General features: G+C 72.0%; 16 protein-coding genes. 9 read left to right on the top strand and 7 right to left on the bottom strand.

Annotation, left to right across the window (positions count from 1 at the left end; genetic code table 11):
- Nucleotides 1–2: 2 nt before the first annotated feature.
- Both AB0J97_RS08360 and AB0J97_RS08365 read right to left on the bottom strand, forming a co-directional pair.
- Nucleotides 3–1307, bottom strand: coding sequence for a M20/M25/M40 family metallo-hydrolase (locus AB0J97_RS08360; protein ID WP_357702428.1), 1305 nt, complete (start codon nt 1305–1307; stop codon nt 3–5).
- The gene (locus AB0J97_RS08365; RefSeq protein WP_364086155.1) at nt 1304–2284 is read right to left on the bottom strand and encodes an Lrp/AsnC family transcriptional regulator; all 981 of its coding nucleotides are present in this window, start codon (nt 2282–2284) and stop codon (nt 1304–1306) included. The genes AB0J97_RS08360 and AB0J97_RS08365 overlap by 4 nt, the downstream gene beginning before the upstream one ends.
- A 113-nt stretch (nt 2285–2397) precedes the next feature.
- Between AB0J97_RS08365 and AB0J97_RS08370 the strand changes: the two genes are divergently transcribed.
- Complete coding sequence (locus AB0J97_RS08370) at nt 2398–3702, top strand: MFS transporter (protein ID WP_357702432.1); 1305 nt, start codon at nt 2398–2400, stop codon at nt 3700–3702.
- Here the strand turns inward: AB0J97_RS08370 and AB0J97_RS08375 are convergent.
- Entirely contained in the window at nt 3699–4124 is a 426-nt protein-coding gene (locus AB0J97_RS08375; RefSeq protein WP_364086158.1) for a gamma-glutamylcyclotransferase, read from the bottom strand. The genes AB0J97_RS08370 and AB0J97_RS08375 overlap by 4 nt on opposite strands.
- Nucleotides 4125–4371: 247 nt before the next feature.
- On the opposite strand from AB0J97_RS08375, the gene AB0J97_RS08380 reads away from it, so the two are divergent.
- The 3 genes from AB0J97_RS08380 (at nt 4372) to AB0J97_RS08390 (ending at nt 7339) form a co-directional block, all read left to right on the top strand.
- Entirely contained in the window at nt 4372–5766 is a 1395-nt protein-coding gene (locus AB0J97_RS08380) for an NAD(P)H-quinone dehydrogenase (protein ID WP_357702436.1), read from the top strand.
- Between the two features lie 27 nt (nt 5767–5793).
- Entirely contained in the window at nt 5794–6648 is an 855-nt protein-coding gene (gene vph / locus AB0J97_RS08385) for a viomycin phosphotransferase (protein ID WP_364086161.1), read from the top strand.
- A 184-nt stretch (nt 6649–6832) separates the two neighbouring features.
- Nucleotides 6833–7339: a hypothetical protein gene (locus AB0J97_RS08390; RefSeq protein WP_364086164.1), complete on the top strand. Its 507-nt coding sequence runs from the start codon at nt 6833–6835 to the stop codon at nt 7337–7339.
- Nucleotides 7340–7422: 83 nt separating this feature from the next.
- On the opposite strand, the gene AB0J97_RS08395 is transcribed toward AB0J97_RS08390, so the two are convergent.
- A complete protein-coding gene (locus tag AB0J97_RS08395) occupies nt 7423–7968 on the bottom strand; it encodes a TIGR03086 family metal-binding protein (RefSeq protein WP_364086166.1) in 546 nt (181 codons plus the stop codon).
- Between AB0J97_RS08395 and AB0J97_RS08400 the strand changes: the two genes are divergently transcribed.
- Nucleotides 7967–8794 (top strand): helix-turn-helix domain-containing protein, encoded by an 828-nt coding sequence (locus AB0J97_RS08400; RefSeq protein WP_364086168.1) that lies wholly within the window; start codon nt 7967–7969, stop codon nt 8792–8794. The genes AB0J97_RS08395 and AB0J97_RS08400 overlap by 2 nt on opposite strands.
- 14 nt (nt 8795–8808) lie before the next feature.
- Here AB0J97_RS08400 and AB0J97_RS08405 read toward each other — a convergent pair whose 3' ends face one another.
- Nucleotides 8809–9150: a DUF5713 family protein gene (locus AB0J97_RS08405; RefSeq protein WP_364086170.1), complete on the bottom strand. Its 342-nt coding sequence runs from the start codon at nt 9148–9150 to the stop codon at nt 8809–8811.
- Nucleotides 9151–9225: 75 nt separating this feature from the next.
- Entirely contained in the window at nt 9226–9672 is a 447-nt protein-coding gene (locus AB0J97_RS08410; protein WP_357702447.1) for a hypothetical protein, read from the bottom strand.
- A 73-nt stretch (nt 9673–9745) separates the two neighbouring features.
- Between AB0J97_RS08410 and AB0J97_RS08415 the strand changes: the two genes are divergently transcribed.
- The 3 genes from AB0J97_RS08415 (at nt 9746) to AB0J97_RS08425 (ending at nt 11610) form a co-directional block, all read left to right on the top strand.
- Nucleotides 9746–10561, top strand: a complete 816-nt coding sequence (locus AB0J97_RS08415) for an AraC family transcriptional regulator (protein ID WP_364086173.1) — start codon at nt 9746–9748, stop codon at nt 10559–10561.
- A gap of 105 nt (nt 10562–10666) precedes the next feature.
- A complete protein-coding gene (locus AB0J97_RS08420; protein WP_364086176.1) occupies nt 10667–11056 on the top strand; it encodes a VOC family protein in 390 nt (129 codons plus the stop codon).
- Between the two features lie 242 nt (nt 11057–11298).
- On the top strand, nt 11299–11610 hold the full coding sequence (locus tag AB0J97_RS08425; RefSeq protein ID WP_357702453.1) for a hypothetical protein: 312 nt from the start codon (nt 11299–11301) through the stop codon (nt 11608–11610).
- On the opposite strand, the gene AB0J97_RS08430 is transcribed toward AB0J97_RS08425, so the two are convergent.
- Entirely contained in the window at nt 11585–11962 is a 378-nt protein-coding gene (locus tag AB0J97_RS08430) for a hypothetical protein (RefSeq protein WP_357702455.1), read from the bottom strand. The genes AB0J97_RS08425 and AB0J97_RS08430 overlap by 26 nt on opposite strands.
- A gap of 167 nt (nt 11963–12129) precedes the next feature.
- On the opposite strand from AB0J97_RS08430, the gene sigJ reads away from it, so the two are divergent.
- Nucleotides 12130–13023, top strand: coding sequence for an RNA polymerase sigma factor SigJ (gene sigJ, locus AB0J97_RS08435; protein ID WP_364086179.1), 894 nt, complete (start codon nt 12130–12132; stop codon nt 13021–13023).
- The last annotated feature ends 3 nt before the right edge of the window (nt 13024–13026 follow it).

Raw genomic sequence — 13026 nt, forward strand, 5'->3', positions numbered from 1 at the left:
TCTCAGTAGTTTAGGAGCAGCCTGTCCAGGACCCGCACCCCGAACTGCAGCGCGTCCACCGGCACCCGCTCGTCCACGCCGTGGAACATCGAGGCGAAGTCCATGTCGCCGGGCAGCCGCAGCGGCACGAACCCGAACCCGCGCACCCCGAGGTCGGCGAAGAAGGTCTTGTTGTCGGTGCCGCCCGACATGCAGTACGGCACCGCCCGCGCCGTCGGGTCCTCGGCCTTCAGCGCCGCGATCATCGACTCGACCAGCGCGCCGTCGAACGTCGTCTCCAGCGCGATGTCGTGGTGCACGAACTCGCGGCGCACGTTCGGCCCGATGAGCGAGTCGACGGTCTTGAAGAAGTCGTCCTCGAAGCCGGGCAGGAAGCGCCCGTCCACGACGGCCGTGGCCTGGCCGGGGATGACGTTGGACTTGTAGCCGGCGTCGAGCTGGGTCGGGTTGGTGGTGTGGCGGAGCGTCGCGCCGACGAACCGCACCAGCGGGCCGAGCTTGTCCAGCAGCGGGGCCGGGTCGTCCTCGTCGAACGGCAGGCCGAAGGCGTCGGCGACCTCGGTGAGGAACTGGCGCACGGTCGGCGTGTAGGTCAGCGGCCACTCGTGCCCGCCGAGCCGGGCCACGGCCTTGGCGACCTCGGTGACCGCGTTGTCGGAGTTGAGCATCGAGCCGTGCCCGGCGGTGCCGTCGGCGACCAGCTTCATCCAGGCCAGGCCCTTCTGGGCCGTCTCGATCAGGTACAGCCGCAGCGACGGGTCGACCTCCAGCGAGTAGCCGCCGACCTCGCTGATGGACTCGGTCACGCCCTCGAACAGCTCGGGGTGGTGGGCCGTGAGGTACTTGGCGCCGTACACGCCGCCGGCCTCCTCGTCGGCGACCCAGGCGAAGACGATGTCGCGGCGCGGGCGGCGTCCCTCGCGCTTCAGCTGGCGCAGCACGGCCAGCATCATCGCGTCCATGTCCTTCATGTCCACGGCGCCGCGGCCCCAGATATAGCCGTCCCTGACCTCGCCGGCGAAGGGGTCGACCGACCAGTCGGCGGCGTTGGCGGGCACCACGTCGAGGTGGCCGTGGACGAGCAGCGCCGGCAGCGACGGGTCGGTGCCCTCGACGCGGGTGACCACGTTGCCACGGCCCGGCTCGCTCTCGACGTACGTCGCCTCGATGCCGACCTCGTCCAGCCGGGCCATGACGACCTCGGCCGCGGCCCGCTCACCGGGGCCGCTGCCGTCCCCGTAGTTGCTGCTGTCGACGCGGATCAGCTCCACGCACAGGTCGGCGACTTCCTTCTCGGCAGGTGTCATGGCGTCTTCTCCAGGGTGAGCAGTCCGGACTTGTGGAGGTGGCCGCGTTTGTACGCGCGGGTGATGAGGGTCAGGTCGCTGTCGGTGATCTCGTCGAGCCGGCCGAGCACGTCGGTCATGAAACGATAGAGGTCCGCCTCATGGGCCACCGCCACCTGCACGATGAGGGAGTGGGTGCCCGACGTGGCGGCGCAGTAACGCACGTTGGGGTGCGCGGCCAGGCGCCGGCCGGTCTCGCCGAGCCCGTACGGCCGCACCTTCAGCCACAGCATGGCCTCGACCTCCAGCCCGAGCAGCGCGGGCTCGACCTCGGCGCGCGGCAGCAGTAACCGCCGGTCGATGAGCGAGCCGACCCGCCGCCGGGCGGTCGGCACGGAGAGGTCGAGCCGTTCGGCGATCGTGGTGAAGGCGGCCCGGCCGTCGGCCGCCAGCAGTTCGGCGATCTCCTTCTCCAGCGGCGACAGGCCGTCCTCGTCGGGCAGGTCGGGCGGCGGCGGCGCGGGGCGCAGCTCGGCGACCTCCCGCTCGGTCAGGAAGGGCGCGTGCCACTCGGCCACGGTCGTGAACGTGTGCAGCACGACCTGGGTCTGCGTCTGGAGCACGCCGTCGATGTCGCTGATGTCGTGGGACAGGATGGTGTGCAGGTCCTGCCGGGACGGCGGCACCAGCTCGCAGGCCAGGTCGGCGGCCCCGGTCAGCGCGTAGACCGACCGCGTGTCGCGCCGGTCGGTGAGCGACCTGGCCACCTGGGCCGCCGTGCCGGGCCGCACCTGGACGTGCAGGTGCGCGGGGCGGCCGTGGCGGGTGCGCAGGTCGTCGTAGATCGCGGTGACACGGACGACGCCGTCGGCGATGAGCCGCTGGAGCCGGCGGGCGACCGTGCGTTCGTGCTCGCCCACCGCCCGGCCGATCTCGCCCCACGTGGCGCGCGGGCTGACCTGGAGCGCGGCGACGAGCCGTCGGTCGAGAACGTCCACCTGCAACCGCTTCCGTGTCGGGTTTGTAAATAATTGCCCAGACATTTGACTGTTTCGGTCTTCCGAATGCACAGTAAGCCATCACCCCACGTGTCAGCAAAAGGAGACATGCCGTGTCGACCTCCCCCGTCGCGCAATCGCCGCTCGGCATACCCAAGAGCAGGGTCCGTCAGCTCATGGCGGCCAGCATCGGCAACGTGGTCGAGTGGTACGACTGGTACGCCTACACCTTCCTGGCCACGGTCTTCTCGGCGCAGATCTTCCCCGACAGCTCGGGCAACAGCCTGGTGCCGCTGCTGAGCTCGTTCGCGGTCTTCGCGGTGGGCTTCTTCATGCGGCCCCTCGGCGGCCTGCTGGTGGGCGCCTTCGCCGACCGGTACGGCCGCAAGTCCGCCATGACCTTCACCATCGTCCTGATGGGCGGCGGCTCGCTGCTGCTCGGCCTGACCCCCACCTACGAGGCCGTGGGGCTGCTGTCACCGGTCATCCTGACGCTGGCCCGGCTCGTCCAGGGCCTGTCCGTGGGCGGTGAGTTCGCCGCCGCCACCACGTTCCTCGTCGAGTCGGCCCCGCCGCGCCGTCGCGGCCTGTTCTCCTCCTTCCAGTACGTCAGCACCACCATCGGCCAGCTCATCGCCTCCGGACTGGCCGCGGTGCTCACCGCGACGCTGGTCAAGGAGGACATGAGCTCCTACGGCTGGCGCATCCCGTTCCTGGTGGGCGCACTGCTCAGCCTCGTCGGCCTGTGGATCCGCAAGGGCGCCGACGAGACCTCGGCGGTCGCGGAGGAGATCCAGCGGGGTGAGGTCAAGCGGCCGGGCATGTTCGAGTTCCTCAGGCTCCACCCGAAGTCCGCGCTCACCATCGTCGGCATCACGATCGCCGGCACCGTCGCGTACTACACCTGGACCAGCTTCCTGCCCACCTACGCGCAGATCACGGTCTCGTTCGACAAGGCCGAGTCGCTGCAGGTCGGCACGATCTCGCTGGTGTTCTTCATGTTCTTGCAGCCGCTGCTCGGCCTGCTGTCGGACAAGATCGGGCGCAAGCCGATGCTGATCGCGTTCGGGCTCGGCTTCCTGATCCTGCCGGTACCGCTGCTCGGGCTGCTCACCGACTCCTTCGCGAGCCTGCTCGTCGTGCAGATGATCGGCATGGTGTTCCTGGGCTGCTTCACCTCGGTCTCGGCCGCGGTGAACTCCGAGCTGTTCCCGACCCGGGTGCGGGCGGCGGGGGCCGGGTTCCCGTACTCGCTGACCGTGGCGATCTTCGGTGGCACCGCGCCGCTGATCGGCACCGCGCTCCAGAAGGCGGGCAACCCCGGGATGTTCCCGTGGTACATGTCCGCTCTGGCCCTGATCTCCACGCTGGTCTACGTCTTCGTGCTGCGTGAGACCAAGGACGAGCCGCTGCGCTAGGGCGCCGAGGTGCAGGGGCGCTCCCGCAGCTCCTTGACGTAGTCGTCGGGGGCGCCCGCACGCTCGGCCGCGTCGGCCAGGTTGCACAGGTAGCGGGCCGAGGGCAGGCCGCCCTCGTAGCCGTCGAGCACGTAGAACCAGGCCACGGCCTCGCCGTCGAGGGTCTGCACCCGCAGCCGCACCTTGTGGTACGCCCCGCGGACCGCGCCCTCCCACTGGTCGAGCGAGGTCTCCTCCCATTCGGGCACGTCGTAGAGCACGACGAAGACGTGCTCGTCGGGATCCTCCACGATGGTGGCGAGCGAGCTCTCCCACTTGCTGTCGGTGCGGCCGAAGGTCAGCCGCCAGCCGGTCAGCCAGCCGACCCCCCAGATCGGGGAGTGCGGGGCGCGCATGGCCATCTGCTCGGGGTCCATGTTCATCCCGTAGGAGGCATACAGCCGTAGATCATTCGGCTTCCCTGATTGATCCGAAAGCCACGCCACGATCCACCCCTCTCGCCGGGTGCCGCTCGTCATCCAGCTACCGCGCCATCCTGCCACGCTGACCCGGCGTGTCGGTCCATCAAGCCGGGCACGGAAGGCCCATGTGTCCCCCATGTCCACGGGAGCGTCATCCCGCCATGGCCCGGTTGCGGCTTCCGGGGGCACGTGCGGGAGAATGGGACACGTGACGAGGATCGTGATCATTGGTGGCGGACCAGGCGGCTACGAAGCGGCGCTGGTGGCGGCCCAGCTAGGCGCGCAAGTCACGATGGTCGAGCAGGACGGCCCGGGCGGAGCCTGCGTGCTCACCGACTGCGTGCCGTCCAAGACGCTGATCGCGACCTCCGTCCGCAAGCAGGCACTTCTCGACGCGCCCTCGCTCGGCGTGTCGTTCTCGGGCGGCCCCGACGGCGACGCGGGCGTGGTCGGCGTCGACCTGCCGCTGGTCAACAAGCGGGTCAAGGAGCTGGCCCAGGCCCAGTCGGCCGACATCGCGACCCGGGTCGAGGCAGAGGGCGTCGAGATCATCAAGGCGCGGGGGCGGCTGGTCGATCCGCAGGTCGTCCGCGCGGGCGACCGTACGATCAGGGCCGACGTGGTGCTGGTGGCCACCGGCGCGACGCCGCGCGTGCTGCCGGGGGCCGAGCCCGACGGCGAGCGCATCCTCACCTGGCGGCAGCTCTACGACCTGGAGGAGCTGCCCGAGCACCTGATCGTGATCGGCTCCGGCGTGACCGGCGCCGAGTTCGCCGGCGCCTACCGCTCGCTCGGCGCGGAGGTCACCCTGGTCTCCAGCCGCGACCGGATGATGCCCAACGAGGACGCCGACGGCGCCGAGGTGCTCGAAGAGGTCTACCGGCGGCGCGGCATGAACGTCATGGGCCGCTCGCGCGCGGCCTCCGTCAAGCGCACGGCCGACGGCGTGGTGGTGACCCTGGAGGACGGCCGCACGGCCGAGGGCTCCCACGCGCTGATGACGGTCGGCATGGTCCCCAACACCGGCGGCATGGGCCTTGAGGAGGCCGGCGTCCAGCTCGACCGCAACGGCTTCGTCAAGGTCGACAAGGTCTCCCGCACCTCCGCGCCCGGCGTCTACGCGGCCGGCGACTGCACCGGCGTGCTCATGCTGGCCTCGGTCGCCGCCATGCAGGGCCGCATCGCCGTGTGGCACGCGCTGGGCGAGGCCGTCCAGCCGCTGCGGCTGGCCACGGTGGCCTCCAACATCTTCACCGACCCAGAGATCGCGGCGGTCGGCGTGGCGCAGCGCTCGATCGAGGCGGGCGAGATCGACGCGAACGTGGTCAAGCTGCCGCTGGCCACCAACGCGCGGGCCAAGATGCAGGGCTTCAACGACGGCTTCGTCAAGCTGTTCTGCCGCCCCCACACCGGCATCGTGCTCGGCGGCGTGATCGTGGCCCCGCGCGCCTCGGAGCTGATCCTCGCGGTGTCGCTGGCCGTGCAGCAGCGGCTGACGGTCGACCAGGTCGCCCACACGTTCGCGGTCTACCCGTCGCTGTCGGGCTCGATCACCGAGGCGGCCCGCCGTCTCATGCAGCCCGAGGCCGCCATCGGCATCTAGCGCCGTGGCCGATGACGCCCTGAGGAGATGTCGCGGGTGAATCGTGCTCTGCTGAGCCGGCTGCTGCCGGGCGTCGACCTGGAGGACCTCACCGTCCGTCAGGGGCAGTTCCACCAGGTGGTGATCGGCGCGGACCGGGTCGTGTGCCTGCCTCGCACCGAGGCCGCCGCCACCCGGCTGCCGCAGCGGGCCGCCGTCCTGCGCCTGCTCGCCGGGTTCGAGCTCGGGTTCCGTACGCCCCGGCCGCTGTCGGAGGGCGGCGGCCACGGCGCGGACCAGCCGCGGTTCCTGGTGCTCAGCCGCGTTCCCGGAGCCCCGCTGGAGGCCGAGGCGCTCGAAGATGCCCGGGTGGCCGAGGCCGCGGCGGCTCAGTACGTCACGCTGCTCACCGAACTGGCCAGGATCGGCGCCGAGGAGAGCGTGCGAGCGGCCCTGCCGGCGCCGCGCGATCGATGGCGGGAGTTCGCGGCGGACGTCCGCGCCGAGCTGTTCGAGCTCATGTCCGACGGCGGGCGCCGGCGGGCCGAGCGGGAGCTCGCGGCGCTCGACGGCCTTCCGCACGTCGCCGACGCGGTGGTGCACGGCGATCTCGGCCCCGAGAACGTCCTGTGGGAGTGCGCGGACGGACTGCCCGTGCTGGGCGGGGTGATCGATTGGGACGAGGTCACGATCGGCGATCCCGCCGAGGACCTCGCGGCCGTCGGAGCCGGCTACGGCACGAGGTTCCTGGATCGGGTGCTCGCGCTGGGCGGCTGGTCGGACAGCGGGACGGCCGGCCGCATCGCCGTCATCCGGGCGACCTTCGCCCTGCAACAGGCCCTGTCCGCGCACCGGGACGGTGACGAGGAAGAACTGGCGGACGGCCTGACCGGCTACCGCTGAAGCCGTCCCCGTCGTCGACGGACCGACCTGCGCGGTTTCCTCGTCGTCCCGGGGCACCCGGACCTGGTCTTCAAGGACGACCTGCGGCTCGGGGACGTCTCGCCGGCCCGTTTGCCATGACACTCATTGGATAGTAGCATTATCCAATATTCAGATAATGCTACTATCCAATGAGGTGTTCCCGGTGACTGTGATCGTTCTCTTGGTGGCAACGGTGGGCTTCCGGTTGCTGGGCGTGCTCGGGGTGCGGCGGTTCGGCACGTGGCAGGTGTCCGTGGCGCACGGGCTGGCGGTGATGCTGGTCATGACGGGAAGCGCGCACTTCGTCCCCGAGGGTGTGACCTTCATGCCGAACCATGGCGACCTGGTGCGCATGGTGCCGCCTTTCGTGCCGTTCCCGGCCGCGATGGTCTACCTGACCGGCGTGTTCGAGCTGGCCGGGGCGCTCGGGCTGGTGCTGCCGGGCACGCGCCGGGCCGCCGGGCTCTGCCTGGCCCTGCTGTTCGTCCTCCTGCTCCCGGCGAACATCTACGCGGCGGTCTCCGACGTGCCGTTCGCGGGCGGGGAGGCGTCGCCCCTGTGGCAGCGCGTTCCGGAGCAGGTCCTGTACATCGCCGCGGCGCTCGTCGCCGTCGGGCGGCGTGCCGTCCCTGCCCGGGAGGGCGCGGAGCCCGTCACTGCCGGGCGTTGATTCGTTGCCTGACCCAACCAGGGGCCTGCTGACGGGCCCCGCGGGGGCGCTGCGCGCATGTGGAGCTGCCGCAGCGCCCACTCTCAGGGCTTCCAGGCCGGGTCGCGGCCGATCAGGCCGAGCAGGCGGTCGAACGGCGGGGCGTCGTCCGGCACCGCCACCGGCGGCCCGAACGCCCCCTGCCGCCGGCCCATCTCCACCGTCTCCTCGGTGAACCGCAGCCCCCGGGACACCGCCTCCGCGTCCGGTTCGTACGCCTGGTCGGTGGCCCTGGCCAGGTCCCAGCCATGGACGACCATGTCGACCAGCCACAGGTGGGCCACCACGGTCATCGGCAGGCCGCCCAGCGCGTCGCAGGTGCCCTCCCACGCCTCCGGCCGCGACCAGGCGTCCAGCATGCGCCCGGCCCGCTCGGGGAAGTCGCCCGCGTACGGGCCCTGCTCGGTGCGCTCCCCGCCGCGCGCCAGCGACTCGAACATCTCCGCCACCCATTCCAGGTGGCTGACCAGCGCCTTGACGTCGAACTCCGCGCAGGGCGTCGGGGAATCGAACTGCTCGGGCCGCACCCCGGTCACCAGACCCGCGGTCCGGTCGGTGGCCCGCGCCATCAGCGGCATCATGTCTTCCATGGCAGACATGATGTCCCGCCTGCCCGAGGCACGGCTTGTAGAAACGCGACAGCGCGGCTGGGTCAACCCGTACGCGGGGCTCGCCGCCTTCGATTTCGCGCGGCAGGCGCCGTCGCCGGAGCTGGCCGCGTACGTGGACCACTTCTGGGTCGTCACCTGGACCGACCTGGCCGAGCCGTACGAGCAGCGCATCCTGTCGCACCCGACCGTGAACATGACGATCGTCCAGGACTTCCACCAGATCGCGGGCGTGATCGACGGTGGGTTCTCGTACACGATGCGGGGCAGCGGCCGGGCGCTCGGCACCCGCTTCCGCCCCGGCGGCTTCCGGACACTGCTCGGCGCCCCGGTGTCGGAGCTCACCGGCCGGTTCGTGGAGATCGGCGAGATGTTCGCGGCCTCCGGCCCGGCCCTGGTCGAAGGCGTGCTGGCCGAGCAGGACCCGGGCGCCGCCATCGCCTTGGTGGAGGCGTTCCTGCTGGAGCTCGGGCCCGAGCCGGACCCGCTGGCCGAGGAGGCCGCGGCGCTGGTGGGGATGGTGGAGGACGACGTGACCGTGACCAGGGTCGACGAACTGGCCGCCAGAGCGGGCCGGTCGGTGCGCTCGCTGCAACGACTGTTCCGGGACTATGTCGGCATCGGCCCAAAATGGGTGATCCGCCGCTTCCGGCTGCACGAGGCCGCGGAACGCGTGCAGCAGGGCCTCGACCTCGCCACGCTCGCCGCCGAGCTCGGCTACACCGACCAGGCCCACCTGACCCGCGACTTCACGGCCGCCGTCGGCATGACGCCCGCGGCCTACGCCCGCCTCAACCCCCGGACCTGACGCCTGCGGGCGGATCACCACTCGCGGGGGGCGATCAGCTCCTCCACGTCCGCCTCGGGGAAGCCGTAGGTCGAGGCAACGAACCAGAACTCCTCGCCGATCGCGTCGCGCGCGACGGTCTCGATCTCGCTGCCGGCCTCGTGGAACTCCGCGTCGAGCTCGTTGAACTCCTCCGTCGCGGCATGCGTGAGCGCGTAGAGGGCCGCAAGGTCGGCGGGCTGCTCGGTCTCGATGCGCTCGCACAGCCGCAGCAGGACGGCCCGGCCCTTGTCGACGACGTGATCGGGGTAGTAGCCGTCGTCGTACATGGCCTTGAGAAAGGGGTGGCCGGTCACCTGCTGATGTGTGGGGGACATCCCGAGCTCCTTCGCGGTCGCGGTCGAACGGCTCGATCATGCACCGCGCGACCGACAGAATCCGCCGGGCCGAGGTCAGCGCATCAGCTCGTACGCCGCGTACGCCGTGACCCCGTACGCCAGGTGCGGGATCACGTCGGAGACCCACGCGCCCGCCGGCCACTCGCGCGGATCGGTGACGTCGAGCAGCGTCAGCGGCACGTTCGAGCCGGACATGGCCAGAGCGGTGAGCGCCAGCACCCCGACCGGCCACGACCTGCGCCGCCCCGACAGGACCCCGTAGGCGATGGCCGAGGCGATCCCGGTCGCGTACCCCATGAGCGAGCCCAGCGCCTCCACGCGGTTGGCGCCCCGGTCGCCGTCGCCGAGGTCGGTGTGGGTCAGGCCGGACAGCTTCTCCACGGCCTGGCGCGGCGTGCTGCTCGCGGCCCGCGCCCGGACGAGCATGTCCAGGTAGGAGACGGTGTTGAGGGCCGTGGTGCCTGCCGCTCCCGCGATCAGTCCCTTGACGAGTGTGTGCATGCCCTGGCCGCTACCCCGCCCTGCCTGCCCCTCACCCGCACGTCGAACCGGTGGCGGCACGTACTGTGGCCGGGTGAGCGCTGATGGGATGCCCGCCGCGCTGTCGCCGTACGTGACGACGCTGGCCGCCTACGACCTCGGGCCCGGTTCTGGCGGGGTTCATCGCGGGCTGCCGTCGTCCACGTTGTCGATCACGATCCCGGAGGCGGACCCGGTCGACATCGCATGGGTCGGGCGGCCGGGCCCGGGGCGGCGGCTGCGGGCCGCCGTGGCCGGGCTGCACCTGGACGCGGCCGAGCTGCGGCAGCGGGGATGCACGCGCGGGCTGTGGCTGACGCTCACCCCGCCGGGCGCCGCCGCGCTGCTCGGGGTCCCCGCGTCGGCGCTGGCGGGGGAGGTGGCCGAGCTCGCGGACGTCGTCCCGGCGCTGGCCGACCTGCCCGAGCGCCTGGCGGCCTGCCGGTCCTGGGCCCAGCGCCGCGCCCTCGTCGAACGCCGCCTGCTCGCCGGCCTGGCCCGCCACGGCGACCGCGCCGCCCGCCGTACACCCCGCGCGGCGCTGGCGGCCCTGTCCGGGACCGGCCGGGTCGAGGAGGCCGCCCGGCTCCTCGGGTGCTCGCGGCGCCACCTGAGCGGCGCGGTGCGCGCCGAGCTGGGGGTGACGCCGAAGGAGTACCAGCGGCTCGTCCGGTTCGAGGCCGCCCGGGCCCGGCTCGTGGCCGCCGCGCGGTCCGGCGCGGCCGGGTTGGCGGACGTGGCCGCCGCGTCGGGCTTCGCCGACCAGGCCCACCTCACCCGTGAGTGGCGCGCGATGGCCGGCTGCACCCCCACGGAATGGCTGCGCACCGAAGGCCCAACCCCCCAACCTCCATCCCAGCCCCCGCGCTGACGCCCGTCGCGCCGCCCCACCGGCGCCCACGGGCGCCGGTGGCCCGTCGCGGGGCGTTCCCAGATGTTCAAGACCGCCGTCGCCGCGCGAAGCCACGATGGCCGTATGGACCTGAACCTCATTCCCCGTCTCATCGTGCCCGACCCCGACCGGGCCTCCGCCTTCTACCAGGACACCCTGGGCGCCGAGCAGGTGTTCCGCGCCGACCAGGGCGAGGACGGGCGGCCCGCCGTCATCGAGCACCGCCTCGGGCGCGCCGCCTTCCGGGTCTCACCGGCCGTCGCCGCGTGGGGCTGGCTCTCGCCGGACGACCTGGGCGGCTCCCCGGTGCTCCTGGAGGTCGAGGTCGGCGACCCCGACGCCGTCGGCGAACGCATGACCGCCCAGGGGGCGGAGACGGTCGTGCCGATCGAGAACCGGCCCTACGGCAAACGTTCGGGCCGCCTCCGTGACCCCTACGGCCACCTCTGGATCATCACCGGCGACCTGCGCTGAAGCACCCGCGCCGGGCCGCGGCAGAGCGGTCAGGAACGGAGAAGCGGCCGGAGGCGGGCGACGCCTGGCTTGGGCGGCATGACCATCGCACTCCAGTACTGCCACATCACCGTCGACGACCTGGACGAGTCGCTCGCCTTCTACCGCGACCCGTCGGGGAACATGGTCCGGATCCAGCAGCGGGCCTGACCCGCGTACCCGAGGCTTTTTTCCTGATGGTCCGGCCTGTCATGCTGCTCGGCATGGAGGATCCGGATCAGGCGCACGTCCGTGTGCGGCCCTTCCGCGAGGAGGACCGTCCGGGGGTGCTGGCGCTGGCTCCACGGCTGGCGGAGGGGGTGGCGTCCTGGCGGGACGCCGAAGCCGCCGCACGGGCGGCGGAGCGGTGGCTCACCGGGTCCGTCGCCTCGGCGGGGGAACGACGGGGAGCCGTCTTCGTCGCCGTACGGGGGACCCGGGTCGTCGGCGTCGTCTCGGTGGACCGGCAGCGGACAACGCGACCGCCCGCCGCTTCTACGCGGCTCTCGGCTACACCGAGGAGGGCGTGCGGCTGACCCGGTCGCTGGACCGCGCCGTCCAGACCCGGCTGAGCTGAAGCACGCTGCCGGCGAACAGCAGCACGCCCAGCGGCACGTGCACGGTCGTCACGTGCGCGATGCCCAGCGCGACCTGGGCGCTGACCAGCACCAGGAACCCCGCCGCGTGCATGATGGGCTTCGGGGAGCCGCCGCCCGGCCGCCACGCCAGGATCGCGGCGACCAGGTGCAGCACCGCCACGCCGAACACCGTGTACGCGGCGGCACTGTGCAACGGCTGCCCGTTGGGCACCGACAGCAGCAGTCCGGCGGTGACCGGCGCGGCGAACAGGGCCAGGGTCTGCAGGGTGATCGCGACACGCAGCAACATGGGGAACTCCTCGGCCGCCGGGTGGTGGCGGCCCGCTTCTGGGGCTTGCCTTCAAGAGTCCGACGACGTGACCGCCGGAAATGTGAGGTCGGCGCGGTGACCTCACGATCAGAGGCGCTGTCTCGTCGGACACGATAGGGCAAAAGCGACTAAGGGAGTCGTCCACCATGACCACCGCATCCGACCCGAGCCTGGACGCGATCATGAGCGAGCGCAGGCAGCTCATCAACCTGGCCTACCGGCTGCTGGGCTCGCTGGCCGACGCCGAGGACGTCGTCCAGGAGACCTACACCCGCTGGTACGCCATGTCGCGGCGGCAGCAGGAGGCCATCGAGTCGCCGGGCGCGTGGCTGACCAGGGTCGCCGGCCGTGTCTGCCTGGACCTGCTCGGCTCGGCCCGTGCCCGCCGCGAACGGTACGTGGGCGAGTGGATCCCCGAACCGCTGCCCGGCCGTACGGAATGGGCCGGTGACGACCCGGCCGACCGGGTCACCCTGGACGAGTCGGTCAACATGGCCTTCCTCGTCGTGCTGGAGTCGATGACGCCGGCCGAGCGGGTCGCGTTCGTCCTGCACGATGTCTTCCGCTACCCCTTCGCCGAGGTGGCGGAGATCGTCGGCCGCACCCCGGCCGCCTGCCGCAAGCTGGCCTCCTCCGCCCGCCACCGCATCGACGCCGCGCGGACCTCGGTGACGCCGACGGCCCGGCAGGCCGGCATCGTCCGCGAGTTCAAGCAGGCGTGGGAGGCCAAGGACATCGAGGCCCTCATCGCCCTCCTCGACCCCGACGCGGTCGGCGTCGCCGACGGCGGCGGCGTGGTCAGCGCGGTGCTCCGGCCGGTCGAGGGCGCGGACCGGCTCGCCCGCTTCGCCATCGAGATCGGCGTCCGGGCGCCGTCCATGACGTTGCTGGAGCGCACGGTCAACGGCCGGCCCGGCCTGGTGGCCCAGCGGGACGGCGTCATCGTGATGGTCGTGGCCTTCGACGTGGCCGGCGACCGGATCAAGCGCCTGTGGGCGGTACGCAATCCCGACAAGCTCCACCCCTGGACGGCGGCCTGACCC

This window comes from Nonomuraea sp. NPDC049607, assembly GCF_040675375.1.
Classification (GTDB): Bacteria; Actinomycetota; Actinomycetes; order Streptosporangiales; family Streptosporangiaceae; genus Nonomuraea.